The organism is Streptomyces sp. V4I2 (assembly GCF_030817655.1).
GTDB classification, from domain to species: domain Bacteria; phylum Actinomycetota; class Actinomycetes; order Streptomycetales; family Streptomycetaceae; genus Streptomyces; species Streptomyces plumbiresistens.
Genome location: NZ_JAUSZM010000003.1, coordinates 9,131,860 through 9,157,528, shown reverse-complemented (window position 1 = coordinate 9,157,528; position 25,669 = coordinate 9,131,860). Strand labels below are relative to the sequence as shown.

Annotated in this window: 18 protein-coding genes; 8 read left to right on the top strand and 10 right to left on the bottom strand. The window is 72.9% G+C overall.

Features of this window, described 5'->3' with window-relative positions; genetic code table 11:
- Positions 1-9: 9 nt before the first annotated feature.
- Positions 10-1,911, bottom strand: coding sequence for an ABC transporter ATP-binding protein (locus tag QFZ76_RS42735; RefSeq protein ID WP_307680295.1), 1,902 nt, complete (start codon positions 1,909-1,911; stop codon positions 10-12).
- Between the two features lie 209 nt (positions 1,912-2,120).
- Here QFZ76_RS42735 and QFZ76_RS42730 point away from each other — a divergent pair, with 209 nt between their 5' ends.
- Positions 2,121-3,098: a lysylphosphatidylglycerol synthase transmembrane domain-containing protein gene (locus QFZ76_RS42730; RefSeq protein ID WP_307678714.1), complete on the top strand. Its 978-nt coding sequence runs from the start codon at positions 2,121-2,123 to the stop codon at positions 3,096-3,098.
- 1 nt (position 3,099) lies between these two features.
- On the opposite strand, the gene QFZ76_RS42725 is transcribed toward QFZ76_RS42730, so the two are convergent.
- Genes QFZ76_RS42725 through QFZ76_RS42715 form a run of 3 tightly spaced genes read right to left on the bottom strand, consistent with a single transcriptional unit; the run spans position 3,100 to position 7,189 of the window.
- Positions 3,100-4,350: an NAD(P)/FAD-dependent oxidoreductase gene (locus QFZ76_RS42725; RefSeq protein WP_307678713.1), complete on the bottom strand. Its 1,251-nt coding sequence runs from the start codon at positions 4,348-4,350 to the stop codon at positions 3,100-3,102.
- Complete coding sequence (locus QFZ76_RS42720; protein ID WP_307678712.1) at positions 4,347-5,753, bottom strand: FAD-dependent oxidoreductase; 1,407 nt, start codon at positions 5,751-5,753, stop codon at positions 4,347-4,349. Before QFZ76_RS42720 ends, QFZ76_RS42725 begins: the two co-directional genes overlap by 4 nt.
- Positions 5,750-7,189 (bottom strand): FGGY family carbohydrate kinase, encoded by a 1,440-nt coding sequence (locus tag QFZ76_RS42715; RefSeq protein ID WP_307678711.1) that lies wholly within the window; start codon positions 7,187-7,189, stop codon positions 5,750-5,752. Before QFZ76_RS42715 ends, QFZ76_RS42720 begins: the two co-directional genes overlap by 4 nt.
- A 284-nt stretch (positions 7,190-7,473) precedes the next feature.
- Here QFZ76_RS42715 and QFZ76_RS42710 point away from each other — a divergent pair, with 284 nt between their 5' ends.
- The 3 genes from QFZ76_RS42710 (at position 7,474) to QFZ76_RS42700 (ending at position 11,341) form a co-directional block, all read left to right on the top strand.
- The gene (locus QFZ76_RS42710) at positions 7,474-8,463 is read left to right on the top strand and encodes a hypothetical protein (RefSeq protein ID WP_307678710.1); all 990 of its coding nucleotides are present in this window, start codon (positions 7,474-7,476) and stop codon (positions 8,461-8,463) included.
- Between the two features lie 52 nt (positions 8,464-8,515).
- The gene (locus tag QFZ76_RS42705) at positions 8,516-10,045 is read left to right on the top strand and encodes an amino acid permease (RefSeq protein ID WP_307678709.1); all 1,530 of its coding nucleotides are present in this window, start codon (positions 8,516-8,518) and stop codon (positions 10,043-10,045) included.
- Between the two features lie 198 nt (positions 10,046-10,243).
- Complete coding sequence (locus tag QFZ76_RS42700) at positions 10,244-11,341, top strand: mechanosensitive ion channel family protein (protein WP_307678708.1); 1,098 nt, start codon at positions 10,244-10,246, stop codon at positions 11,339-11,341.
- A gap of 38 nt (positions 11,342-11,379) precedes the next feature.
- Here the strand turns inward: QFZ76_RS42700 and QFZ76_RS42695 are convergent, their stop codons facing one another.
- The gene (locus tag QFZ76_RS42695) at positions 11,380-12,921 is read right to left on the bottom strand and encodes a M1 family metallopeptidase (RefSeq protein ID WP_307678707.1); all 1,542 of its coding nucleotides are present in this window, start codon (positions 12,919-12,921) and stop codon (positions 11,380-11,382) included.
- 223 nt (positions 12,922-13,144) lie between these two features.
- Here QFZ76_RS42695 and QFZ76_RS42690 point away from each other — a divergent pair, with 223 nt between their 5' ends.
- Positions 13,145-15,364 (top strand): NADP-dependent isocitrate dehydrogenase, encoded by a 2,220-nt coding sequence (locus QFZ76_RS42690; protein WP_307678706.1) that lies wholly within the window; start codon positions 13,145-13,147, stop codon positions 15,362-15,364.
- Between the two features lie 74 nt (positions 15,365-15,438).
- Here QFZ76_RS42690 and QFZ76_RS42685 read toward each other — a convergent pair whose 3' ends face one another.
- Entirely contained in the window at positions 15,439-15,780 is a 342-nt protein-coding gene (locus QFZ76_RS42685) for a DUF5713 family protein (protein ID WP_307678705.1), read from the bottom strand.
- Positions 15,781-15,865: 85 nt separating this feature from the next.
- Here QFZ76_RS42685 and QFZ76_RS42680 point away from each other — a divergent pair, with 85 nt between their 5' ends.
- Positions 15,866-16,663, top strand: coding sequence for an N-formylglutamate amidohydrolase (locus QFZ76_RS42680; protein ID WP_307678704.1), 798 nt, complete (start codon positions 15,866-15,868; stop codon positions 16,661-16,663).
- Between the two features lie 482 nt (positions 16,664-17,145).
- On the opposite strand, the gene QFZ76_RS42670 is transcribed toward QFZ76_RS42680, so the two are convergent.
- From QFZ76_RS42670 to QFZ76_RS42660, 3 genes are read right to left on the bottom strand one after another with little or no spacing between them, the layout of a single operon-like run.
- Entirely contained in the window at positions 17,146-17,670 is a 525-nt protein-coding gene (locus QFZ76_RS42670) for a hypothetical protein (RefSeq protein WP_307680294.1), read from the bottom strand.
- Between the two features lie 14 nt (positions 17,671-17,684).
- Positions 17,685-18,323: an RNA polymerase sigma factor gene (locus QFZ76_RS42665; protein WP_307678703.1), complete on the bottom strand. Its 639-nt coding sequence runs from the start codon at positions 18,321-18,323 to the stop codon at positions 17,685-17,687.
- Positions 18,320-19,753, bottom strand: coding sequence for a S8/S53 family peptidase (locus QFZ76_RS42660; RefSeq protein ID WP_307678702.1), 1,434 nt, complete (start codon positions 19,751-19,753; stop codon positions 18,320-18,322). Before QFZ76_RS42660 ends, QFZ76_RS42665 begins: the two co-directional genes overlap by 4 nt.
- A 149-nt stretch (positions 19,754-19,902) precedes the next feature.
- Between QFZ76_RS42660 and QFZ76_RS42655 the strand changes: the two genes are divergently transcribed.
- On the top strand, positions 19,903-22,470 hold the full coding sequence (locus tag QFZ76_RS42655; protein WP_307680293.1) for a CHAT domain-containing protein: 2,568 nt from the start codon (positions 19,903-19,905) through the stop codon (positions 22,468-22,470).
- A 114-nt stretch (positions 22,471-22,584) separates the two neighbouring features.
- Here the strand turns inward: QFZ76_RS42655 and QFZ76_RS42650 are convergent, their stop codons facing one another.
- Entirely contained in the window at positions 22,585-24,414 is a 1,830-nt protein-coding gene (locus tag QFZ76_RS42650) for a LuxR C-terminal-related transcriptional regulator (protein WP_307678701.1), read from the bottom strand.
- Between the two features lie 77 nt (positions 24,415-24,491).
- On the opposite strand from QFZ76_RS42650, the gene QFZ76_RS42645 reads away from it, so the two are divergent.
- Positions 24,492-25,577 (top strand): M12 family metallopeptidase, encoded by a 1,086-nt coding sequence (locus QFZ76_RS42645; RefSeq protein ID WP_307678700.1) that lies wholly within the window; start codon positions 24,492-24,494, stop codon positions 25,575-25,577.
- The last annotated feature ends 92 nt before the right edge of the window (positions 25,578-25,669 follow it).

Genomic DNA, 25,669 nt, shown 5'->3' with positions numbered 1-25,669 from the left:
CGGCCCCGCCTACGCCGCCGACCCGATCTCCGTGATCTCCGTGATCTCGCCGTCCGACCGCTGCGTGAACTGCGTCCGGTACAGCTGGGCGTACCGTCCGCCGGCCGCCAGCAGCTCCTCGTGCGTGCCGCGTTCCACGATCCGCCCCGCCTCGACAACGAGGATCAGGTCCGCCGCGCGCACGGTGGACAGCCGGTGGGCGATCACGGCCGCCGTCCTGCCCTCCAGGGCCTCGGCGAGCGCCTCCTGTACGGCCGCCTCCGAGGTGTTGTCCAGGTGGGCGGTGGCCTCGTCGAGGATGACGACGCGCTGGCGGGCCAGCAGCAGCCTGGCGATGGTCATGCGCTGGCGTTCGCCGCCGGAGAGCCGGTAGCCGCGCTCGCCGACCACCGTGTCGAGGCCGTCGGGCAGGGACCGTACGAGAGCGTCCAGGCGGGAGCGGCGCAGGGCGTCCCACACCTCCTCCTCCGTGGCCGCGGGCCGGGCGAGGAGGAGGTTGGCGCGGACGGTGTCGTGGAAGAGGTGGCCGTCCTGGGTGACCATGCCGACGGTGCCGCGCAGTGACTCGGCGCTCAGGTCACGGACGTCGACGCCGCCGACCCGGACGGCGCCCTCGTCGACGTCGTACAGGCGCGGCAGCAGCTGGGCGACCGTCGACTTGCCGGCGCCGGACGAGCCGACGAGGGCGACGGTCTGCCCGGGTTCGGCGCGGAAGGAGATGCCGTGCAGGACCTCGGCGCCGCCCCGGGTGTCGAGGGACGCGACCTCCTCCAGGGAGGCGAGGGAGACCTTGTCGGCGGACGGGTAGCCGAAGCGGACGTTCTCGAACTCGACGGGGACCGGGCCGTCGGGGACCGATCGTGCGTGCGGCTGCTCCTTGATCAGCGGCTCCAGGTCCAGTACCTCGAAGACGCGCTCGAAGCTGACCAGGGCGCTCATCACCTCGACGCGGGCGCCGGCCAGTGCGGTGAGCGGGGCGTACAGGCGGGTCAGGAGCAGGGCGAGGGCCACGACGGCGCCCGGGTCGAGGGTGCCGCGCAGGGCGAACCAGCCGCCGAGGCCGTAGACCAGGGCCAGGGCCAGGGCGGAGACCAGCGTCAGGGCGGTGATGAAGAGGGACTGCGCCATGGCCGTGCGGACGCCGATGTCCCGTACCCGGCGCGCACGGACCGCGAACTCCTCGGACTCCTGCTCCGGGCGGCCGAAGAGCTTGATCAGGGTGGCGCCGGGCGCCGAGAAGCGCTCGGTCATCCGGGTGCCCATCGCCGCGTTCAGGGCCGCCGCCTCCCGCTGCATGCCGGCCATGCGGCTGCCCATGCGCCGCGCCGGGATCACGAACACCGGCAGCAGCACCAGCGCGAGCAGGGTGACCTGCCAGGACAGGGTGAGCATCACGGCGAGGGTGAGGACCAGGGTGACCAGGTTGCTGACCACTCCGGACAGGGTGTTGCTGAAGGCGCGCTGGGCGCCGATGACGTCGTTGTTGAGACGGGAGACGAGCGCTCCCGTACGGGTACGTGTGAAGAACGCGACCGGCATCCGCTGCACATGATCGAACACCGCTGTCCGCAGATCCAGGATGAGGCCCTCCCCGAGCGTCGCCGACAGCCGTCGGCCGAGCACGCCGAGGGCCGCCTCCGCGACCGCGATGAGCGCGATGAGCAGCGCCAGGCGTACGACGGTGCCCTCGTCGCGGCCCGACACGATCGCGTCCACGACCTGTCCGGCGAGGACCGGGGTCGCGACGGCGAGCAGCGCGGTCACCACGCCGAGCGCGACGAACCGGGCGATACGGCGGCGGTGCGGGCGTGCGAACTCGCCGATGCGGCGCAGGGTGGCGCGGGCGAGGGGGCGGCGTTTCTGCTCGGCGTTCATGACGCTCTGCAGCTGGGTCCAGGCTGTGGTCTCCATGCTCATGAGAAGGACCGTAGGACCTCAAGCATGATTGAGGTCAATGTGCTTCCGTCGTCCACCCGCCCGTCGTCCACCCGCCCGACGTCCCCCACACCTCGTCCCCCTCACCCCTCGTCCCCCGCGCGAAGGATCCGATGACCGTACGCCATGCCTTGTCCCCGCTTCCGCAACCCGCAGTTGGTGCGGGGTGGGAAGCCTCTCCGGATGTGACAGCGGTACAACTCCCCGAACTCCCCGAACTCCCCCGTCGCCTCCCGGTCCGCAGGATCCGCCAGATCCTGTGCCTGCTTCCGCTCCTGCTCGTCACCGTCGTGGCGGTGGAGCACCGGTCCGTGCTCGCCGAGGGCTTCGGTCATCTGCGCAACGCCGCGTGGCCCTGGCTGCTGGTCGCGGCCGGCGCCACCTGTCTGACGTGGGTCGCCGCCGCGCTCACCCGGCAGGGTGCCGTGGTCGAGTCGCTGCCCAAACGGCGGCTGGTGGCCACGCAGTTCGCGGCGGGCGCGGCCAACCACCTGCTGCCGACGGGCCTGGGCGCGAGCGCGGTCAACCTGCGCTTCATGACGGTGTGCGGGCTGCCGCTCGCCCGTTCCTCCGCCGCGCTCGCCCTGTATCTGCTGGCGGAGTCGATCGGCCGGCTCGGTCTGCTGGCCGCGCTGCTGATCGCCTTCCCGGACGCGCTGCGGCTCGGGACGCTCCTGCCCGAGGGGGCCGTGGGCCCGCTGCTGCTGGCCGTCGCGGCGGCTCTGGTCGTGGCAGCGGGCGTGCTCGCGTGGGTACGGCGGCTGCGTACGGCCGTGCTGTCCTTCCTGCGGACCGCGCTGGGCGAGGCCCGGTCGGTGCACACGCGTCCGGCTCGGGCGCTCGCCCTGTGGGGCGGCTCGCTGGCCTTCCCCGCGTTGCAGGCGGCCGGGCTGGTCGCGGTGGGACAGGCGCTCGGGCTGCCGGTGCCGCCCGCGCACATGGCCCTCGCCTATCTCGCGGCGACGGTCGCGGTCGCCCTGGTGCCCACGCCGGGCGGGATCGGCTCGGTCGAGGCGGCGCTGATCATGGCCCTGGTGGCGGCGGGCGGCCCGGTGGCCGTGGCCACGGCGGTGGTCCTCGCCTACCGGATCATCACCGTGTGGCTGCCGCTGCTGCCGGGAGCCTTGACGCTGGGTGCGCTGGTGCGGCTGAAGGTGATCTGACTCAGCGTTCCGCCAGCTCCACGCGCACCGGACCGCCCTTGGCGTCCACGTCCCGGGTCCAGCGTGCCGTCAGGGTCACCGTGCGGTTCGGTACGACGCTCCGGAGCCGTTCGCGGTGCAGCAGACGGCCGTCCTGGGTGACCCGCAGGACCGGGCGGGACAGTTCGGCCGCCGTGCGCAGGACGTACGGCAGCCGGTCGGCCGGCGTGACCCGGTTCGGTGCGATCCAGCGCAGGGGCGGGTCCGCGATCAGCGGGACGCCGTCCGGCGATTCGGCTTCGGCTCCGGCTTCGGCTCCGGCTTCGGCTTCGGCTTCGGCGAGCGCCTCCAGGACGGCACCGGCCGCGTGCGCGCCCTCGCGGGCCGCGGTGGCCGCGCTCTCCACGGGGTGCAGCACGCTGCCGACGGCGAACACGCCGGGCCGCGAGGTGCGCAGGAAGCCGTCGACGGCCGGGCCGCGGGTGCCGGGGTCGAGGAGCAGTCCGCCGCGCCGGGCCAGTTCATGATCGGGCACGAAGTCGCCGGTGAACACGACGGTGTCGCAGGACAGCGTGGCCGTCCTGCCGTCGCGGTGGCGTACCCGCACGCCGGACAGACGTCCGTGGCCGACGAGTTCGGTGACCGTGGTGCCGGTGAGGAGCGGAACGCCGTGGCGGAGGCGGGCGTCGAGGGCGCGGGCGGGTGCGGTCTGCGGGCGGGGCAGGTCGGTGACCATCGCGACGACCGCGGCTCCGGCGGCCCGTACGGTGTCGGCGGCCCGGTACGAGACGTCCTGCGCGCCGACCACGACCACGCGCGTGCCGATGTGCTGCCCGTACAGGTGCACGGCCTGCTGGAGCTCCCCCGTGGTGTACACCCCGGCGGGGCGGGTGCCGGGCACCAGCCGTGCGGCGCGGGGTCGTTCGCGTGCGCCGGTGGCCAGGACGACGGCCCGCGCGCCCAGGGTCTCCGGCCCGCGCGGGCCGACCGTGCGCAGGGCCAGCGGCCCGGCCCAGTCGAGGGCCGTGACCCCGGTACGTACGACGGCTCCGGCGCGCTCGGTGGCGGTGACGAGCAGGCGGGCGTACGACGGCCCGGTCAACGGATGCAGCCAGGTCCCGTAGCCGCCGTGGGCGCAGTGCCGCGGGACTCCCCCGGCGTGCTGCTCGCGGTCCAGGACCTCGACGCGGCCAACACCGGAGGCGGCCAGGCGGGCGGCGGCGGCGAGCCCGGCGGGGCCGGCTCCCACGACGAGGACGTCGACCGCCCTCATGCTCCGGCCTCCTCGAACAGCTCCCGCACCGCGGCGCCGCAGTAGAAGCCCTGGCAGCGGCCCGCCCGGGCCCGGGTCCTACGGCGCAGGCCGTCGAGGCCGGCCGGGGGGATCGTACTGGCGAGGGCGTCGCGGATCTCGCCGCGGGAGACGCGTTCGCAGTGGCAGACGAGGGTGCCGTACTCCGGGTCGGCCTCGATGAGTTCGGGCCGCTGGTAGGGGCGCGGGAAGGCCTCGCCGAGGTTGGGCATGCGGACCGGCGCCAACGCGCGGACCGCGCCGGTCTGTTCCAGTCCGGCTTCGGCGAGCAGTCCCGTCACGTGGTCGGCGATGGCGAGGGACGCGGTGAGGCCGGTGGAGCGGATGCCGCCGACGGTGACGTACCGCTGGTCGGGGTGGGCGGCGATGCAGTAGTCGTCGTGCTCGGTGGCGGCGCGCAGGCCCGCGTAGACGGCGGTGACCTCCTCGTCGAGCAGGTCGGGGAGGACGCGGCGGCCCTTGTCGCGCAGCAGGGTCAGCCCGTCGGCCGTCGAACCGGTGGCCTGCTTGTCGTCGAGGTCCTCGGCGGTGGGGCCGAGCAGGACGTTGCCGTAGACCGTGGGGGCGACCAGGACGCCCTTGCCGAGCGCCGTGGGCACCGGCAGCAGGATGTGGCGTACCAGGTCGCGGGCCAGCTTGTCGAAGACGAGGAGCTGGCCGCGGCGCGGGGTGACGGTGAAGTCGTCGTGGCCGAGCTGCCGGTCGAGGGTGTCGGCGTGCAGGCCGGCCGCGTTGACGAGCCAGCGGGCGCGCAGCGGGCCTCGGGTCGTGCGCAGCACGTGCGTCTCGTCCGGCCGGCTCGCCTGTTCCACCCGGCAGTCGAGGTGCAGGTCGACTCCGTGCCGGACAGCCTGGGTGGCGTAGGCCAGGGTTGTCGTCCAGGGGCAGATGATGCTCTCGCCGGGTACGTGCAGCGCGGCGAGCGCGCCGGGGCCGAGGTGCGGCTCGCGCTCGTACAGCGCGGCGGGGCCGATCAGGCTGGTGTGCCAGTAGTCGTTGCGTTCGGCCTTCTCGGCGAGGCGGGGCAGCGCGGCGAGCTGCTCCTCGTCCCAGGCGACGAGGAGCGCGCCGACGGGTTCGACGGGGATGCCGGACTCGGCGGCGTACCCGGCCAGCAGGCGTGCGCCCTCGCGGACCAGGCGTGCCTCCAGGGAGCCGGGCACCGCGTCGAAGCCGGTGTGCAGGATCGCGGTGTTGGCCTTCGAGGTGCCCTGACCGATGTCGTCCTGCGCCTCGACGAGGGCGACGCGCAGCCCGGGGTGGCGGGCGAGGGCGCGGGCGATCGCGCAGCCGACGACTCCGGCGCCGACGATCGCCACGTCGTACGTGGTCGACGGCAGCGGCCCGCGGTCCGTGACCGTCATGCGGGCGTCCCGTCCAGCAGGGCGGTCACGGCCGCGCGGAAGCGGCCGAGGCGTTCGGCGGCCTCCTCGGGCGACACGCGCGGCTCGTACACCGCGGCCGGCTTCCAGTCCGGCAGCGCGTCGGCGAGGCTCAGGCCGGGTTCCGCGCCGAGCCGGGCCAGCGCGCCCACCCCGAGTGCGGTCGCATCAGGCAGCGCGGACACCTCGACGGGACGTTGCAGCAGGTCGGCCTGGGTCTGCATGAGCAGGGCCGAGCGGGTCAGGCCGCCGTCGACGCGCAGCACGTCGAGCGCGTCGCCGAGGTCGGCCGCGGCGGCCTCCGCGAGGAGCACCACCTGCGCGGCCAGCCCCTCGCAGAGCGCGCGCACCAGGTGCCCGGGCCCGGTGTCCAGGCCCAGCCCGGTGAGCGAGCCGCGCAGGTCGCCGCGCCACCAGGGGGCGGCGAGCCCGGCGAGGGCCGGCACGAAGGTGACGCCGCCGCTGTCGGGCACGGCCCCGCCCACGGTGTCGAGGTCGGCGGCGCCCCGGATGACGCCGAGGTCGGTGAGCCAGCGGACGGCGGAGGCGGCCGTGTACACCTGGCCGTCGAGGCAGTAGCTGGTGTGTCCGCCGAGCCGCCAGGCGACGCAGCTGACCAGTCCGGAGGTGCCGCGCCGGGGCGTGTCGCCGGTGTGGGCGAGGAGGAACGCGCCCGTGCCGTAGGTGCACTTGGCGCCGCCGGGTGCGGTGATGCGCTGGGCGAGCAGGGCGGCCTGCTGGTCGACGACCAGGGCGGTGAGCGGAATCCCGGTGCCGAAGGCGGTGGTCGTACCGACGAAGCCCGCGTTGTCCACGACGTCCGGCAGTCGCTCGTCGGACAGGCCGTACCGCTCCAGTGCGCGCGGCGACCACTGGGCGCGGTCGAGGTCCAGGAGCTGTGTACGGCCGGCGGTGGCGGCGTCCGTGACGTAGGCGCCGGTGAGGCGGTGGACCAGCCAGGCGTCGCTGGTGGTGACGACTCCCTCGGCGGTGAGGTGCCGTCGTATCCAGGCCATCTTGGGGGCGGCGAAATAGGGGTCGAGGGGCAGGCCGGTCAGCTGCCGCAACTCCTCCGCGTGCTCGGCGAGTTCGGCGCAGACGCTCTCGGCCCGGCGGTCCTGCCAGACGAGGGCGTCGGTGAGCGCCCGGCCCGTCGCCGGGTCCCAGGCGAGCACGGTCTCGCCCTGGTTGGCCAGGCCCAGCGCGACGACGGGCTCGCCCGCCTGGGCGAGGGCGCGGGTACCGGCCTCGACCACCGAGTCGTACAGCTCGGCCGGGTCGGCCTCCACCAGTCCGCCGGGCAGGTGGCGGGGCCGTACGGCGGCGAAGCCGGTGCCGATGACGCCGCGTTCGGGACAGATCACCAGGGCCTTGGTGCCGGACGTGCCCTGGTCGACGGCGAGTACCGGACCCGTCATCACGCCCCTTCCTCGGTGATCACAGCCCGACAGCCTGCCGCCGTCCGCGGTGTCGCGTCAAGGGCGCGCCGACCAGGCGGTACGCGCTGCCGTGCATTGGCTGATGGCCAGTCAATTGACCTTTACAACAAAGAAGTCCGGGAACCGCGGGTGGCGCACATGCGGCGCCCCTATAGTGACCGCCGACCAACGCGATCTCCTCAACCGCCGCCCCGAGGAGGGCTGTTGTTACTCCACCCTGCCGTCCTGCCCGACCTGTTCCCGTTCCCGGGGGCGAGCGGCTGATGGCCAGAGACGGAGCGCGTCCCGCCTACGACCCCGCAGGCCACGACACCGACCTGCGCGCCGCCCTCCAGGAGGTGCGCACCGGACGCTGGATGTCGATGCGCACCCTGCTGGAGCGGACCGTGACCTGGTGGCAGTGGACGCAGCGCACCCAGGTCCTGGCCGCGGCCGCCGCCGGCACCGACGTGGTGCGGACCTGGCTCGCCGAGGAACCGGACAGCGTCCCGGCGGCGGTGATGCGGGCCCGGGTCGCCGTGGAACGCGCGTTACGGGCCCGGCGCGAGGAACACCTCCGCACCCACGAACTGTGGATCGAGGCCTGGGACCTGAGCGACGCGGCCACCCGGACCGCACCGAAGGACCCGGTGCCCTGGGTGTGTCTGCTGGCGCTCGCCCAGCTGGACCGCAGACAGCTGTGGGAGGAGCACCGGGCGGCGCCGCCCGAACCGATGCTGCCGCCCGGGCCGTGGGGCCTGCTGGCCGAGGCCGAGCGGCGCGACCCCTACAACCGCGAGGCCCACCACCGCATGCTGCAGTTCCTGTACGCGCAGGCGGCGTCGGAACAGCTGGCGGAGGCGGTCGGCTGCGCGCACTGGGTGGCCGGCACGGCCCCGCCGGGCTCCGCGCTGCACGTCCTGCCGCTCCATGTGCGGGCCGAGCGCTACCGGCGCGGCGGCGGGCGCTCCGCCGCCCTGGACCTGCACTGGGTGGCCGAGGAGGCCACCCGCGAGGCACGCCGGGCGTACCACTCCTGGTTCGAGCAGTCCCTGCCGGTCGAACAGTCCCCGCTCGACCTCAACCACCTTGCCCACGCCCTATGGGGGGCGCTGCAGTTCGAGGAGGCGGCCCGGGTGTTCGACGCGATCGGCCCGTACTACACGCCGGTGCCCTGGACCCACCGCACCGCGGATCCGGGCGACCAGGCCCAAGCCGTACAGATCTTCCTCCAGGCCCGCGCGCGCAGCCGGTCGGCGCCCCGCGAGGCCTGACGCCCGCCCGTTGATGTCCCGGTACGTCCGTCCCTTCCCCGGAGGTCCCCGCATGTCCCCCACTCCCGGTCCGTCGACATCCCGAGGAGTACCGCCGCACGACGAGGAGAAGCGGCTGCGCGAGCTCGGCTACCGGCCGGTGCTCGCCCGCCGCATGGGCGGCTTCGGCAACTTCGCGATCAGCTTCTCGGTGATCTCGATCCTGTCCGGCTGCATGACCCTGTACGGCTTCGGCATGGGGGCGGGCGGCCCCGCCGTGATGCTGTGGGGCTGGGCGGGCGTCGGCCTGTTCGTGCTGTGCGTGGGACTCGCGCTGGCGGAGGTCACCAGCGCGTATCCGACGTCCGGGGCCCTGTACTACATGGCCGACCGGCTCGGCGGGCGCCGCTGGGGCTGGTACACGGGCTGGCTGAACCTGCTCGGTCTGCTCGGCGCGATCGCCGGCATCGACTACGGCGCCGCCCTGTTCGCGGGGGCGTTCGCCAACCTCCAGTGGGGCTTCGAGCCGACGCCGGAGAAGACCATGCTGATCTTCATGGCGATCCTGCTGCTGCACGCCGTGCTGAACCTGTTCGGGGTGCGGCTGGTCAGCGTGCTCAACTCGATATCCGTCTGGTGGCACCTGGCGGGCGTCGCGCTCATCGTGGGCGCCCTGGCGATCGTCCCCGACCACCACCAGTCGCCGTCCTTCGTCTTCACCGAGTTCGTCAACGACACCGGCTGGTCCAACCCGGTCTACGTGGCCGCGATCGGCCTGCTGCTCGCCCAGTACACGTTCTCCGGCTACGACGCCTCGGCGCACCTGTCCGAGGAGACCTCCAACGCGTCGGTGTCGGCCGCGAAGGGCATCGTCCGCTCCATCTGGGTGTCGTGGCTCGCGGGCTTCGTGCTGCTCGCCGGTCTCACCTTCGCCATCCAGGACTACGACGCCACGCGGGCCACCGAGACCGGGGTGCCGCCCGCGCAGATCCTCCTCGACGGCCTGGGCACGGACGGCGCGAGCGCGCTGCTGCTCGTGGTGATCGTGGCCCAGCTGTTCTGCGGCAACGCCGAGGTCGCCGCGGCCAGCCGCATGGTGTTCGCGTTCAGCCGGGACAAGGCCCTGCCGGGTTCCGCACTGTGGCGCAAGGTCAGCGACCGCACTCAGACCCCGGTCGCGGCGGTGTGGCTGTCGGTGGTGGTCGCCGGTCTGCTCGCCCTGCCCTCCCTGTACTCGGCGACCGCGTACGGCGCGGTGACGGCCATCAACGTGATCGGCATCACCCCGGCGTACGCCATTCCCGTGCTGCTGCGGCTGCGCGCGGGGGATCGTTTTCAGCCGGGTCCGTGGAGCCTGGGCCGGTGGAGCAAGCCGATCGGATGGGTTGCTGTGGTGTGGGTGGCCTGTGTGACGGTCCTGTTCTGCCTGCCGCAGTCCTCGCCGGTCACGGTGGACACGATGAACTACGCGTCCGTGGCCCTCGCCGTCGTCCTGCTCCTGGCCACGGTGTGGTGGTTCGTCGCCCGCCGCTCGTACGGAACGCCCACCACGGCCGCGTACTCCGACCGGGAACAGGCCGAACTGTCCGAGGGAATCGTCTGAAACACCGCGATCCGGCACCGCTCCAGGTACGAACTCCTGTACCCGATGCGGCAGGATGAGCGGTCGCGTCGGCCCTGGGGGGTTTCCTGGCCGACGCGGCCTCTCATCCCGGAATCGAACAGGTGGCAACGTGACGCAACTTCACATCCGGCCGTCGGCGAAGGCCTTCGCCGCAGGACTGCTCTGCGGAGGTGACCGGTGAAGCGGGACCTCACCATGGACGACCTGGTGATCGCCGGCATCGCGGTGATCGCGGGCCTGCTGGCGGCGTTCCTGCTGCGGATGCTGCTGCGCTGGCTGGGCAAGCACGCCGACCGCACCCGCTGGAGCGGCGACGACGTCATCGTGGACGCGCTGCGGACCGCGGTCCCGTGGGCCGCGATTGCGGGCGGCGCGGCCTCCGCGGCGGCGGCGCTGCCGCTGACCGCGACGGTCCAGCACAACGTCAACCAGGTGCTGACCGTCCTGCTGATCTTCGTCGTGACGGTGGCCGTGGCCCGGGTCGTCGCCGGCCTGATGCGGTCGGTCACCCAGTCCCGCCCCGGCGTCGCCGGATCGGCCACGATCTTCGTCAACATCACCCGGGTACTGATCCTGGCGATCGGCTTCCTGGTGGTGCTCCAGACGCTGGGCATCTCCATAGCGCCGATGCTCACCGCGCTGGGCGTCGGCGGTCTGGCGGTCGCGCTGGCCCTCCAGGACACCCTCGCCAACCTCTTCGCGGGCATCCACATCCTCGCCTCCAAGACCGTGCAGCCCGGCGACTACATCCGGCTGAGCAGCGGCGAGGAGGGCTACGTCGAGGACATCAACTGGCGGCAGACCACGGTCCGCTCGCTCTCCAACAACCTGGTCGTCATCCCCAACGGGGAGCTCGCGAAGACGAACATGACCAACTTCATGCGTCCCGAGCAGCAGTTGACCATCCTGGTGCAGGCGGGGGTCGCCTACGACAGCGACCTGGAGCAGGTCGAGCGGGTGACCATCGAGGTCGTCGCCGAGGTGATGACCGAGATCACCGGCGCGCTCCCCGAGCACGAGCCGCTGGTCCGTTTCCACACCTTCGGCGACTCCCGGATCGGCTTCACGGTGATCCTGGGCGTCGGCGAGTTCAGCGACCAGTACCGGATCAAGCACGAGTTCATCAAGCGCCTGCACAGGCGCTACCGCGCCGAGGGCATCCGCATCCCGGCGCCGGCCCGGACGGTGGCGTTGCAGCAGGGCGCGGTGGTGATCCCGCAGCAGCGCGGCGCGGAGCTCGAGCCGGACGAAGTCCCCTCCGCCCGGCTCGACTGACCGCCCGGCTCGACTGACCGCCTGCCTCGGCTGACCCCTTACAGGGTGGCCGAGTTGTCGTGGTAGTGCCCGCCCGTCCGGCTCTCCGGCTGCCGCAGCGACGAGCTCACCGGCGTGACCGTCCAGTCCGGGTGGCCGGGCATCCGCGGGTTCTTCGTGCCGTACAGCCAGTCCCGCAGGAAGCCGGACTGGTCCTGCCCGGAGACCTCCGAGGCGACGGCGATGTAGTCCTCCGTGGACGCGGACGAGTTGCGGTACCGCTCCAGGAAGGTCCGCTCGACGGCGTGGAAGACGTCCTCGCCGACGGCCTGCCGGAGCGCGTAGAGGACCAGGACGCCGCCCAGGTAGCGCTGGCTGTCGAAGAGGTTCGCCTCGTTGGGCGACGCGACCGGCCCGGAGGTCCTGCGCCACTGGTCGCCGCGCGCGTACGTGTCCTTCATCCGGGCTTCCATGGTGGTCAGGCCCAGTGAGTCGGCCCAGCCGCGCTCGTAGCGGTACAGCAGTCCGTAGAAGTCGGCGTGACCCTCGTTCAGCCACAGGTCGGCCCAGGTGGCGGGGCTGACGCTGTTGCCGAAGTAGGAGTGGACCAGCTCGTGCATCATGTGCGAGCCGATCCTCGACTCCTCCTGGAGCAGGTAGTTCGGCTTGTAAAGGGTGAGCGTCTGGGTCTCCAGGCCCGTGAAGTCGAAGGCGGCCGGGTCGTCGGAGTTGCAGGGCAGCAGGCCGTACGTCTCGAAGGGGTACGCCCCCAGGCGCTGCTCGATCCACTCGACGAGCCGGGGGGTGAGCGCGAGGGCGGGCTCCAGGGCGGCGGCGCGGGCGACCGGCACGACGTCCCGGAGCGGGAGGCCGTGCGGGCCCTGCCGGTCCTTGACCAGGTAGTCGCCGACGGTGATCTGCACCAGCTCGGTGGCGATCGGCGAGCGGGACCGGTAGGTGTACGCGGTCCGGTCGCCGTCGAGGCTCTCGGTGCGGACGAGCGCGCCCGTGGCGACGCCGCGCAGACCGCTGGGCACGGTGAGGCGGAAGGTGAATCCGGCCTTGTCCGCCGGGTGGTCGTTGCAGGGGAAGACGGTGTGCGCGGAGTTCGGCTGGGGGCACACCGCGAAGCCGTCCGGGGTGGCGACCCAGGCGGTGTGCGCGAGCTCCCGGCGCGGGTCGGCCGTGTACTCCACGCAGACGGTGACGGGCGCGTTCGCCGGCAGCGGGCGCGCCGGCGTGATCCGCAGCTTCTCCTCCACCTGCTCGTACGTGGCCGGGCCGCCAGCGACACGGACCGTGCGTATGTCCAGGCCGAGGGCGTCGAGGGAGAGGCGGGTCAGGGCCTGGGTGGTGAGGATCCGCAGGGTCGCCGTCGCGTCGACGAGCTGTGTCGTCGCGTCGTAGGCCAGGTCGAGGTGGTAGGCCGAGACGCGGTAGCCGTCGTTGCCGAGGCTCGGGAAGACAGGGTCGCCGAGGGTCTCGGGGCCCGGGGTGCCGGTCTCCTTCGGGGCCGCGTGGGCCAAGGGGGCCGTGGTCAGGGCCGCGGCCGTGCCGATCAGGGCGGTGGCCGGGGCCGTCACTCTGGTGCGATATCTCATGGTCAGCTTTCGCTCGGGCAACCGGGTGGTCAGGACCGGCCGCCGCATCCGATGGGTGATCGTGGGTGATCACCCTCCATGACCGCATGATCGAAAGCATCGGTTGCCTGGGAGCGGATATTTCTCACCGGACCGCACGACTGCGCGGACCCCTGTCGAGCCGAGGTCGATCAGGAGATATCTTGATGTCGAGCAATGTTGCAGACGTGGAGCGGAGCACCCGGTGACTGACTCGACCATCATCTATACGCACACTGACGAGGCCCCGGCCCTGGCGACGTATTCCTTCCTGCCGGTGGTCCAGGCGTACGCCTCGCAGGCGGGTGTCGCCGTCGAAACCCGCGACATCTCCCTCGCCGGGCGCATCATCGCGCTGTTCCCGGAGTACCTGGAGGAGGGGCAGCGCATCGCGGACGCCCTCGCGGAGCTCGGCGAGCTCGCCAAGACGCCCGAGGCCAACATCATCAAGCTGCCGAACATCTCGGCGTCGATCCCGCAGCTCAAGGCCGCGATCGCCGAGCTGCAGAGCCAGGGCTACGCGCTGCCGGCCTACCCGGACGACCCGAAGACCGACGAGGAGCGGGACATCCAGGCCCGCTACGACAAGGTCAAGGGCTCCGCGGTCAACCCGGTCCTGCGTGAGGGCAACTCCGACCGCCGCGCCCCCGCGTCGGTCAAGAACTACGCCAAGAACCACCCGCACCGCATGGGCGCCTGGTCCGCCGAGTCCAAGACGAACGTGGCGACCATGGGCGTCGACGACTTCCGCTCCACCGAGAAGTCCGCCGTGATCTCCGAGGCGGGCTCCCTGAAGATCGAGCTGGTCGGCGACGACGGCTCCACCAAAGTCCTGCGCAAGTCGGTACCGGTCCTCAAGGACGAGGTCGTCGACGCGTCCGTCATGCACGTCGCGCCGCTGCGCGAGTTCCTCACCGCGCAGATCGCCCGGGCCAAGGCGGAGGGCGTGCTGTTCTCCGTGCACCTCAAGGCCACGATGATGAAGGTCTCCGACCCGATCATCTTCGGTCACGTGGTGCGCGCCTTCTTCCCGAAGACGTTCGCGAAGTACGGCGAGGCCCTCGCCGCGGCCGGCCTGACCCCGAACGACGGTCTGGGCGGCATCTACAAGGGCCTGGAGGGCCTGCCCGAGGGCGCCGAGATCAAGGCCTCCTTCGACGCCGAGCTCGCCGAGGGCCCGGAACTGGCCATGGTCGACTCCGACAAGGGCATCTCCAACCTGCACGTGCCGTCCGACGTGATCGTCGACGCCTCGATGCCGGCCATGATCCGCACCTCCGGCCACATGTGGGGCCCGGACGGCCAGGAGGCCGACACCCTCGCGGTCCTGCCGGACTCCAGCTACTCCGGCGTGTACCAGGCCGTGCTCGACGACTGCCGCGCCAACGGCGCCTACGACCCGTCGACGATGGGCTCGGTCCCGAACGTCGGCCTCATGGCGCAGAAGGCCGAGGAGTACGGCAGCCACGACAAGACCTTCGAGATCCCCACCACCGGCACGGTCCGCCTCGTCGACCAGGCCGGCAACGTCGTGATCGAGCAGACGGTCTCCGCCGGTGACATCTTCCGCGCCTGCCAGACCAAGGATGCCCCGATCAAGGACTGGGTGAAGCTGGCCGTCACCCGCGCCCGCGCCACCGGCAACCCGGCGGTGTTCTGGCTGGACGAGACCCGCGCCCACGACGCCAACCTGATCGCCAAGGTCAAGGCGTACCTGACGGAGCACGACACCGAGGGTCTGGACATCCGGATCCTGAACCCGGTCGAGGCGACCAAGCTGTCGGTGGAGCGGATCCGCCGCGGCGAGGACACCATCTCGGTCACCGGCAACGTGCTGCGCGACTACCTCACCGACCTGTTCCCGATCCTGGAGCTGGGCACCAGCGCCAAGATGCTGTCGGTCGTCCCGCTGATGGCGGGCGGCGGCCTGTTCGAGACGGGCGCCGGCGGCTCCGCGCCGAAGCACGTCCAGCAGCTGGTCAAGGAGAACTACCTGCGCTGGGACTCCCTCGGTGAGTTCTTCGCGCTGGTCCCGTCCCTGGAGCAGTACGCCGACTTCACGGGCAACTCCCGCGCCAAGGTCCTCGCCGACACCCTCGACCGCGCCACGGCGACCTTCCTCAACGAGGACAAGTCGCCGACCCGTCGCGTCGGCGGCATCGACAACCGCGGCAGCCACTTCTTCCTGTCCCTGTACTGGGCGCAGGAGCTGGCCAAGCAGACCGACGACGCGGACCTGGCGAAGGCCTTCGCGGCGCTCGCCGAGACCCTTGCGGCGAACGAGCAGAAGATCATCGACGAGCTGAACGCCGTCCAGGGCAAGCCGGCCGACATCGGCGGCTACTACCAGCCCGACCCGGCCAAGGCCGCCGCGGTCATGCGCCCGTCCACCACGTGGAACGAGGCCCTCGCGTCCCTGAGCTGACGCGACGGCCCAAGACAGGCCCGTACCTGACTCCGCCCCGGCCGGCAGCCGCCCGGCCGGGGCGGAGCCGTGTCTCACCAGTCCCGGGTGGCGATCAGCGCCTCCACGTCCGCGTCCGAAAAGCCGTAGGCCTGTGCCACGAACCAGAAGTCCTCGGCTATCTCCTCGCGGGCCACCGTCTCGATGTCGCTGTCGGCCTCCTCGAAGGCGGCCTGCAGGTCGTTGAACTCCTCGGTGGCCGCCTGGGTCAGGGCGTACAGCGCCAACAGGTCGGCGGGCCACTCGGCCTCGATGCGCTCGCACAGCCGCAGCAGGATCTCCCTGCCCCGGTCCACCACGCGGTCGGGGTAGTAGTCGTCCTGGTAGAGCCCCTTGAGAAACGGGTGTGCGGTCACCTGCTGGTTGCTGACGGGCATGCTGCGCCCCGCCCTTCCTCGACGTTCCGATGTGGCACCTTGATCGTGAACCACGCCACTGACAACGCCCCCCGGGAGCCGCCTCATGACCTCCGCCGCACCGTCCTTCGAGCTGCTGCCCGGCGCGGCGGACTCCCCGGTGATCCTTCATGTGCCGCACTCGGCGCGGGAGATACCGCCTGCGGTGCGGGCGGGGATCGTGCTGGACGACGCGGAGCTGGAGCGGGAGCTCGACCACATCACCGACGCGCACACCGCGGAGATCGCCGCCGAGGCCTCCCAGTTGTCCTCGGTGGTTCCCTGGCGGTTCGTCAACCGGCTCTCGCGGCTGGTCGTGGACCCGGAACGGTTCCCGGACGAGCGGGAGGAGATGCTCGCCGTGGGGATGGGCGCCGTGTACACGCGGACGACGCATCGCGCACCGCTGCGGCCCGCGGACACCGACCCGGAGCCGTTGATCGCGCGGTACTTCCGGCCGTACGCACGGGCGATGACGGCGGCCGTGGCCGAGCGGCTCGCGGCCGCCGGACGGGCCGTGATCATCGATGTGCACTCCTATCCCACCCGCGCCCTGCCCTACGAGCTGCACGGCGAGGGGCCGCGGCCGCCGGTCTGTCTGGGCACCGACTCCTTCCACACACCGCCCGAACTGCTCGCCGCCGCACGGGAGGCGTTCGCGGAGTGCGGGGAGATCGGGCTCGACAGCCCGTTCGGCGGGGCGTACGTGCCGCTGGAGTTCTACGGGACGGAGCGGAGGGTGAGCGCGTTGATGGTGGAGATCCGCCGGGACACCTACATGAGCGAGCCGGGCGGCCCGGCCGGCCCTGGGCTGACGCGTCTTGCGCAAGCCCTGGCCTGCCTCGTCGACGCCCTGACCGGCTGACCCCCTGAACTACCCCGGCACAAAAGGCGGACGGACAGACGGGCCGCGGAGGCGGGCCAGGGCGGGCGCCGGACCGACCCCTCACGCGCCCGCCCTGGCCCGCCTCCTCGACGCCCTGACCGGCTGACCCCCGCTGGACCACCCCGGAGGGAAAGGCGGACGGGCGGTGGTGAGGATGGGGCACGACCGAGGAGACCACGGCGCCGACCGGGCAGGTGCCGCCGCCGGTACAGGGCCGGCCGAGTGCGGCCTGGAGGGGACGGAGTTCGACGCGGCCTCGTGGACCTCATGGGCAAGGGCCCTCTGCCCCCTCCCGCACCGGCGCCGTCGTCGCCCGGCTGCAGACCGGGCTGCTGGTCGGCACACTGCTCGACCGGATGCCCGGGCTGCGGCTCGCGGTCACCGCCGGCCAGGTCATCCGGCGCCGGAAGGCGATGATCCGCGGGCCCCGCCCGTCCCCGTGGTGCGAAGGGGCCGCCGGCTCAGGCCCGCAGCCACTCCGTGACCACCACCTCCCCGCCGGCCCGCAGCCGCAGTGCGAAGGGCCCGGCGGGGGCCACGTCGGAGGTGAAGCGCCCCATGTCGTCGGCCGTGAGCGAGGCGCCGGTGCGGGGTCCGCTGAGCACCTCGATGCCGGCCGGCTGCGGGGGCAGTACCTGTCCCATGAGGCCCTGTGCCGTCACCTCGACGTCGACCGTCACGTCACCGGTGTGAAAGGTCAGCATCCGCGGCGAATCCGTCGCTCCTCTGACCGGGATCGCGTCGACCAGCGAATCGAAGGTCAGCTCGGCGAGCCGGGCGTCGAGGTCGTGCAGCGCGTAGGCCTCGACGGCGAGTTGCCGCAGCTCGGCCGGCACCGGGTCCAGGATGCCGGCCGCCAGGCGCAGATCGTCCAGGAGACTGTCGTCGAACCCGGCGTCCGGTCCGTCGCCGAACTCCTCGTCGCCGATGCCTTCGTCGGCGAAGGAGCCACCATTCAGGTCGTTCAGATCACTCATGTCGTTCATGTCGTTCATGTCGTTCACAACGCTCCCCGTGCGTCGAGTCGGGCCCGCAGGCGGCGCAGACAGCGCTGGCGCAACGGCCCGATACTGCCCACCGCGATCCCCAGTGCGCCGGACACCTCCTGGTAGCTCGGCGGCGGCGAGGCCATCAGCACCCGCAGCAACTGCCGGCACCGGTCGCCGAGTTCCTCGAACTCCTGCCACACCCGCCGGATCCGCTCGGTCTCGGCGGCGGCTTCCTCCGAATCGAGGAACGACTGCTCCGGCGTACGGTCCTCGCTGATCCGGTCCAGGACCTGCGGGTCGTCCGTCGGCATCAGCCGCCTTAAGCTCTTGAGCACCTTCAGGCACTCGTGCCGCGCGGTGCTGGCCAGCCAGGAGCCCGCCTTCTCCGGTTCGCGGATCCGGCCCAGATGCTGGGCGAAGCGGAACCACACGGTCTGGTACACCTCGTGCGCGTCGGCGTCGGACAGCCGATGCGCGCGCACCACGGACCACACCAGCGGGCTCAGCCCTTCCACCAGCGCCTTCCAGGCCGCCGCGTCGCCGTCGACGGCGGACTGGACGAGCGCGCCGACCTCTGCACGGTCCACGGTCCCACCCCTCGTGTACGGCAAGTCATCGTACGCCGTGGAGTGGACGGTTCCGGCCGTCATGCGCCCGCCGGCGGCTGCCCGCCCGGGACCGGCCGCCAGGTGGCCGGCCGCAGAGCCGGCACGTGCGCCCCGCGCACCTCCGCGAACTCGGTGTTGGAGGCGAGCAGTTGCTGCCGGGCGACGCGGGGGTCGGTCTCCTTGTGGGCGGTCATGTGGGCGGCGATCAGACCCGCGACGACCGGGGTGGCGAAGGAGGTGCCGCTCCACTGCGCGAGCCCCTCGAACGTCACCTGGTCGGGCGTGACGGTGTCGCCCTCCTCGCTCAGCACACCGGTGTGCTGCGGGGACTGACAGGTGCAGGCGTAGGTGAAGCCGTAGCGGCAGTCGTCGTACGTGGAGTGCTGGTACACGTACGGCACGGGTGCGTCGAAGCCGGTGAGGGGGCTGGTGAGGCGCTCGCCGGGGGCGTAGGCGTTCACCCAGGCGCCGTGGTTGCTGAAGCAGGCGCCGTGCTCGCCGTCGCCGCGCAGCGCGCCGACCGACAGGACGGCGTCGTGGTAGTCGGGCAGCGAGGCGTAGGCGGCGGGCCAGAAGGGCGTGGCGCTGGCGTTGTTGCCGGCCGCCGCGACCAGCAGGGTGCGCTGCTGCCGGAGTTCCGTCATGAAGGCGTCGATGCCGAGCAGGCCGTCGGTGCGGCCGTTGGAGGTGCCGGCGGAGAGGCTGATGATGTCGGGCCAGCCGTGCTGTTCGACGGCGTCGAAGAGCCGCTCGCCGAACTCCGACTCCAGGATGGCGCCGGCGTCGGTGAGGCTGCTCAGCACGGTGATGTCGGTGTTGGGGGCGACGGCCGCGACGAGGCCCGCGATGAAGGTGCCGTGGCCGATGTACTGCAGGAGGTTGCCCTGGCTGTCGGTCTCTGTGCCGTGCAGGTCGCCCTGGACGTGGGCGAGCAGGGAACCCGCCGCCGGGTAGTCGTGCGTGAGGCCGTTGTCGATGACGAGGACGCCGACGGCGGTGTCCGGGTCGTGGCCGGCCTCGGCCGGGGCCGGGTTGGTGCCCTGCGCGCGGGGGGCGGGCACGGGCTCGTCGCCGGGGCAGGAGTTGACCGCGATCGACACCACGTGGTTGCGGCTGACCAGCCGGCGTCCGGCGCGTCCCTCGGGCGCGCGCAGGGCGCGCAGGGCGTTGGCGACGGCCGGGTCGCCGCGCCGGTCGCCCTGGCCGGGGTCGCCGACCCGGATACGGGTGATGCCCGAGCGGTTGGTCTCGGGGCTCGCCCGCCGCACGTGCTCGGGGGTCAGGTCGGGCGCCTCGGTGAAGTGGGCGCGCACGCTGTCCTCGACGAGCCGTGCCTCCTCGCCGTCGCGGGCGAGGATCACGCCCTTCTCGTAGACGAACTCGGCCGAGTCGTCCGGGCCCAGGGCCAGCGGAACGTCGGGCATGGAGCGTTGGATCTGGTCGAACTGCTCGCGGAAACGCTGTGGTGCCATGGCATGTCCTCCCGTTGAGGCGGCGGGTCGTCAGTCAGAGCCGCCACCGCGCTGCTTGATACAGCACCAAACTCGTGTGGCATGCAACCGGGGCCACTACCATCCATGGGGTGACAGCGGGAAGCGACTCGGTTCTCGAACTGCTGCCGATGGTGTTCGCCGCACCGAACGAGGCTCTCGCACGGGCGCAGGCCGTGCTCGACTCAGACCCGTCTCCGTGGTGTGCCTCTGTCGCCCACCAGGTGATCGGGATCTGGCAGCGGGACTGGGGCGATCTGAAGATCGCGCTGCACCACCTGCGCCTGGCCCGCGATCTGGCGGTGCGCGCGGAGTCTCCCGACCGGGAGGCGGACGTCCTGGCCGCCCTCGGTGTGGCCCTGGTGCATGCGGGCCGTACCCGGGAGGGCCTGAAGGCGCTGGAGCGGGGTGTCGCGGTGAGCAGCGGGCACACCCGCGCGCGGGTCCTGTTCCGGCGGGCCTACGCCTCGTGGGTGCTGGGGCATCACAGGGAGGCGCTGGAGGACGTACGCCGGTCGGTCCCCGTACTGCGGCAGGCGGACGACGTCATCTGGACGGCGCGCGCGCTGACCCTGCGCGCGACAGTGCATCTCGCGCTCGGCACGGTGGACCGCGCGGAGGCCGACTTCACCGCCGCCGAGGCGCTGTGGGACACCACCGGCCAGGAGCACGACAAGGCGGACGCGGTGGAGAGCCGGGGACTTGCCGCGTTCCGGTCGGGCGACATCCCGGCGGCGCTGCGGCTGCTCGACGAGGCCGAGGAGCGGTACGCCAAACTCGGCACGCCGACCTTCATGCTCAACATCCGGCGCTGCGAGGTCCTGATGGCGGCCGGGCTCGCCCCGGAGGCGCTGGCCGAGGCGGACGCGGCGATCGCGGTCCTGGACGGCATCGGCGGGCAGTCCACCCGCAAGGCCGAGCTGCTGCTGGCCGCCGCGCGGGCGGCCCGGTCGGCCGGTGATCCGCATACGGCGATCGCGCGCGCGGACATGGCCGTACGGCTGTTCGCCGGGCAGCGGCGCACCTGGTGGGAGACGCACGCCCGGCTGGTGCTGATCGAGGCGCGGGTCGCCGCCGGGCGCGGCTCGGGGCGGCTGGTCGCGGACGCCGCCGCGGTGGCCGACCGGCTGGCCTCCTTCGGCGCACCGGCCGCTCCGGAGGCCTCGCTGCTCGCCGGGCGGATCGCTCTCGGCCTCGGCTGGACGGCCGACGCCGAACGGCACTTGACGGTCGCCGCCCGCAGCAGGCACAGCGGTCCGCCGCTGGCGCGGATGACGGGCTGGGCGGCACAGGCGCTGTGGGCCCGGGCCGCCGGTTCGAGCCGGGGTGTCCTGGAGGCCTGCCGGCGCGGCCTCGACGTGCTGGACGATCACCGGACCACGCTCGGCGCCTCGGAGCTGCGGGCCCGGGCCACCGCGCAGGGCGCTGAACTCGCCGCGCTGGCCCAGCAGGCCAGTCTCGACTCGGGCGGCCCGCGGCGGCTGCTGGTGTGGAGCGAACGCTGGCGGGCCACCGTCCTGTCCGCGCCGCCGACCCGGCCCCCGGCCGACCCCGCCCTGCTCAGCGGCATGACCGCCTTCCGGGAGATCGCCGCCCGCGCCGAGGCCGCCCGGATGGAGGGCCGTCCGGTTCCCGCACTGGAGCGTGAACAGCGGCGGCTGGAGCGGGAGATCCGCTCCCGGACCCTGCACATCCGGGGCGACGCACCGGGCGACGGCGACCGGTTCGACCCCGCCCGGCTGCTGGAACGCCTGGGGGACGACGTACGGCTCGTGGAACTTGCCGTGCTCGACGGGCGGGTGCAGGTGCTGCTGTGCGGGCGGGGGCGGGTGCGGCGGTTCGAGGCCGGGCTGCTGGCCGAGGCGGAGACCGAGGCCGAGCATGTGCAGGCCGGGTTGCGGCGGCTGGCCCATCCGGGGGCGGAGGCCCGGCTTCCGGTGGTGGAGGCCGCGGGGCGCCGCCTGGAGGAGCTGCTGTTCGGTCCGGCGGCCGCGCATCTGGGCACGGGCCCGGTCGTGGTGGTGCCGCCGGGACGGCTGCACCGGGTGCCGTGGGCGTTGCTGCCGTCGCTGCGGGAGCGGGTGTTCAGCGTGTCGCCGTCGGCGAGCAGCTGGCTGCGCGCCCGGGAGACGGCACCGCCGCCGGGCGGCCGCCAAGTGCTGGTGAGGGGGCCCGGGTTGGCGACCGGCGGCGCCGAAGTACCCGAACTGGCCGACCGGTACGGCGGATCGACCGTGCTCGAGCACGAGGAGGCCCGTGTTCCCAAGGTCTTGGAGGAGCTGGACGGCTCGGCACTGGCCCATATCGCCGCGCACGGCACCTTCCGCGCGGACAGCCCCCTGTTCTCGTCGCTGCGGATGGCCGACGGTCCGCTCATCGTGCACGACTTCGAACGCCTGGACCGCAGCCCGTACCGGATCATCCTCTCCTGCTGCGACACCGCCCGGTTCGCGTCCGTCGGCGCCGACGAGCTGCTCGGCCTGGTCACCGCGCTGCTGCCGCTGGGCACGGCGGGGGTGGTGGCGTGCAGTGCGCCCGTCAACGACGCCGCGGTGGTGCCGCTGATGCTCGCCCTGCACAAGGGGCTCAGCGCGGGGCTGTCCCTGGCGGAGGCCCTGCGCGACGCCCGTGCCGCGGTGCCGGGTGACGCGACCCATCAGGCGACGGGGTGGGCGTTCTCGGCGTTCGGGGCGGCCTGAACCTGTGCGGGTGGCGGCCTGATCCGGTGCGTGGGGCCGTCTGATCCTGTGCGTGTGGCGGCCTGACCCCTCCCCCGATGACGGGGGTCAGACCGCCGGTCCGGTGGGTGCGGCTCAGGCCGGCTGCGCCTGCGGCAGTTCGACGAGCCACGGCAGCGCGCCGCGGTCGCTCGCGCCGAGGCGGACGTACGCGCTGTAGAGGTGATTGCCGACGGTACGGATCGACAGGGTGAGCTTCTCGGCGATCTGCCGGTTGCTCAGGCCGGCGGCGGCGAGCGTGACGATCTGCCGCTGCCTGGCGGTCAGTTCGCCGAGGACCAGGCCGGACAGCGCCGGGGTGCGGGCGCCCTGGCAGCGGCGGGCGAGGGCGACGGCACGGGTACGTGAGGTGCGGGCGGCGCGCGGATCGCGGTGGGCGCGTACGGCCTGGGCGTGCGCCTCGGCCGCGAACAGCAGGAAGCCGCGCTCCTCCAGCTCCTGGGCCGCCCGGTCCAGCGCGGGACCGTCGCCGCGGGCGAGCGCGTCGGCGTGCCCGCGGAAGACGCCGGACAGCCGGCCGCCGGCCGCCTCGGGGACACCGAGCCGGACGGCGTCGTACCCGTCGTCGGTGATCGCCGCCACGGCCCCGTCGAGGTCGCCGCCCGCCGCCGCCAGCCAGGTGGCCGCCCCACCCCCGTGAGGGCGGCCACCCAGGATCTCGTGCGCGGTCGTCGCGTCGCCCGACTGGGCGACGGCGAGGGCGAGTTCGCTGCGGCAGGACACCCGGTCGCCGGGCCCCCGCAAGCCCTCCCGCGCCCAGGCCGCCGCCTCGCGCAGTTCTCCCCGCAGCCGCGAGAACCGCGCGCGGACGGCCGCGTATCCGGCCGGCACCGAGGCGCCCTCGTCCAGCAGCCACTCCCCCACCGGTGCCGGGATCGCCCGTACGTCCGCCCGCTCGATGCCCCTGGTCAGTGCCGCGGACTCGGCGGCCAGGGCGGCCCCGCAGCTGTCCGGCGTGCGGGACAGCCGCCGGGCCCGCAGCCGTCCGGCCGCCGCGCGCAGGACCGGGCCGTACAGGGGGTGGGCGAGGCGCACCGCACCGTGGTCGTCGACGAGGACCAGGCCGTCGGCCTCCAGGTGTTCGAGGGGACGCAGGTCGAGGTCGTCGAGGTGGAGCGGGAGGGGCTCGGCGAAGGCCAGCCGTTCGAGGGTCTCGCGCTCGTCGGGGTCGGTGCGGTCCAGGAGGTGCGCGGTGCGTTCGCGGACGGTCGCCGTGACCGGCACCGGGCCGCGCCAGGCCCACTCGCCCGAGGAACCCGGGACGGGAGCCAGCAGCCCGCGCACGGCGCCCAGCAGGTCGCGCAGCAGCCGCAGGTCGCCCTGGCACAGGCGGTACAGGCGGTCGACGGTGAGCGGCTCCAGGCCCTCACCGGCGCCCGCGGCGAGCAGCTGGGTCGTCTCCTCACGCGGCAGCGGCTCCAGGGCGAGGCGCGGCAGCAGCTCCCCGGTCCACAGCCGGGAGATGGCGCCGGGCACCGGGGCGCCCTCGGTGGCGACGACGAGGAGGCGGGTGCGGCCGTGCACGGCCAGCTGGTGGACCAGGGCGGCCGAGGCGTCGTCGAGCAGATGGGCGTCGTCGACCAGCAGCAGCCGGGTGCCGGACAGGAGTTGGACGGCGCGGTGCAGGGAGACGGACTCGGGGAGCAGGTGCGCGAACGCGGCGAAGGGGAGCTGCCGGGTCTCGGGCGTCCCGGCGACCTTGGCGCAGTCGGTGCCGCGGACCGCCTCGGTGGCGAGGCGGGTCTTGCCGCTGCCCGCCGGACCGGTCACCACGATGCCGTGGCGGGCGGCGGTCAGGGCCCTGCGAACCAGGTCGAGTTCATCCTCCCGGCCGGTGAACGGCCAGGGCAGCTCCAGCGTCTTCGCGTCCCGTTCGAAAATCGTCACGACAGCAAGAGCCGCCATACTCACGCCTGATACAGGGGGACTTGAGTAGCCCCCGACTCAGGCGCCCCGGGGCGGCCCGGGGCAGTCTGTTCGCCATGACCGCACGCTACTGCTCACTCGCGCAGCAGCCCGCCCCGGCTTTCACTCCGGGACTGGCCGCCGAGCGGCACAGTGCGCTCATCGCGGGCGGCCGGATGTGGGCCAACCAGACCGTGCTGCACTACTACTTCTTCGACGACGACACCGACGGCTCCGTCATTCCCGTGCCGGGATCCGGCGCGACCAGGCGGGTGTCGTGGGTCGGCGCCAAGGAGCAGCGGGACGTCGTACGCGAGTGCTTCCGTGAGTGGCAGGACCTCGGCATCGGCGTCCGGTTCACTGAGGTCGAGGACCGTTCGGAGGCCGAGCTGCGGATCGGGTTCCAGCTCGGCGACGGCTCCTGGTCGACCGTCGGCAAGGACGCCCTCCGGGTCGGTCTGCACGACCGCACCATGAACTTCGGCTGGGACCTGACCGCGCCCGGGGAGCGCGGGACGGCCCTGCACGAGATCGGGCACGGGCTCGGCATGCTGCACGAGCACCAGAGCCCGTTCGCCGGCATCCACTGGGACGACGAGGCCGTCTACGCCGATCTGGCGGGCCCGCCGAACTTCTGGAGCCGGGACCGGACGTTCTTCAACATCCTGCGCAAGCTGGACCCGCGGGAGGTGAACGGCTCGGTCTGGGACCCGCAGTCGATCATGGAGTATCCCTTCGAGGCGGGGCTGATCCTGGAGCCTGAGCAGTACCGTGCGGGCCTCAACCCGCCCGGCACGCTCTCCGCCGCCGACAAGGAGTACGTCCTGCGCTGGTACCCGTCGGCCGAGGCCCGGCCGGCGCCCGCACTGGTGCCCTTCCGTTCGGCGCCGCTCGGGCTCGCCCCGGGCGAGCAGGCCGACTTCGTCATCGAGCCGCCGGAGACCCGCGAGTACACCGTGGGCACCTTCGGGGAGAGCGACGCCCTGGTGGTGCTCTTCGAGGAGCGGGACCAGGAGCCCCGCTACCTCACCGGTGAGGACGACGGGGGCACCCCGCGCAACGCCACGATCAAGGCCCGTCTCGTCAAGGGCCGCCGATACTTCGTCCGTGTGCGCCTGTACTCCAGCTGGGGTTCGGGGGAAACAGCGGTCATGTGCTGGTGACAGCACATGCGGGCCGCACACGGGCGATGCTGGGCCACTGTCCGGCGCCGGGGGAGCGGTCAGGGGGCAATGTCACCTTCGGGGGAGGGTGA

Coding starts and splice junctions, on each gene's coding strand:
- QFZ76_RS42710 (WP_307678710.1), top strand. CDS start 7,474: ATGGCCAGAGACGGAGCGCGTCCCGCCTACGACCCCGCAGGCCACGAC.
- QFZ76_RS42735 (WP_307680295.1), bottom strand. CDS start 1,911: ATGGAGACCACAGCCTGGACCCAGCTGCAGAGCGTCATGAACGCCGAG.
- QFZ76_RS42660 (WP_307678702.1), bottom strand. CDS start 19,753: ATGGCACCACAGCGTTTCCGCGAGCAGTTCGACCAGATCCAACGCTCC.
- QFZ76_RS42695 (WP_307678707.1), bottom strand. CDS start 12,921: ATGAGATATCGCACCAGAGTGACGGCCCCGGCCACCGCCCTGATCGGC.
- QFZ76_RS42725 (WP_307678713.1), bottom strand. CDS start 4,350: ATGAGGGCGGTCGACGTCCTCGTCGTGGGAGCCGGCCCCGCCGGGCTC.
- QFZ76_RS42650 (WP_307678701.1), bottom strand. CDS start 24,414: ATGGCGGCTCTTGCTGTCGTGACGATTTTCGAACGGGACGCGAAGACG.
- QFZ76_RS42680 (WP_307678704.1), top strand. CDS start 15,866: ATGACCTCCGCCGCACCGTCCTTCGAGCTGCTGCCCGGCGCGGCGGAC.
- QFZ76_RS42645 (WP_307678700.1), top strand. CDS start 24,492: ATGACCGCACGCTACTGCTCACTCGCGCAGCAGCCCGCCCCGGCTTTC.
- QFZ76_RS42685 (WP_307678705.1), bottom strand. CDS start 15,780: ATGCCCGTCAGCAACCAGCAGGTGACCGCACACCCGTTTCTCAAGGGG.
- QFZ76_RS42665 (WP_307678703.1), bottom strand. CDS start 18,323: ATGACGGCCGGAACCGTCCACTCCACGGCGTACGATGACTTGCCGTAC.
- QFZ76_RS42670 (WP_307680294.1), bottom strand. CDS start 17,670: ATGAACGACATGAGTGATCTGAACGACCTGAATGGTGGCTCCTTCGCC.
- QFZ76_RS42720 (WP_307678712.1), bottom strand. CDS start 5,753: ATGACGGTCACGGACCGCGGGCCGCTGCCGTCGACCACGTACGACGTG.
- QFZ76_RS42705 (WP_307678709.1), top strand. CDS start 8,516: ATGTCCCCCACTCCCGGTCCGTCGACATCCCGAGGAGTACCGCCGCAC.
- QFZ76_RS42655 (WP_307680293.1), top strand. CDS start 19,903: ATGGTGTTCGCCGCACCGAACGAGGCTCTCGCACGGGCGCAGGCCGTG.
- QFZ76_RS42715 (WP_307678711.1), bottom strand. CDS start 7,189: ATGACGGGTCCGGTACTCGCCGTCGACCAGGGCACGTCCGGCACCAAG.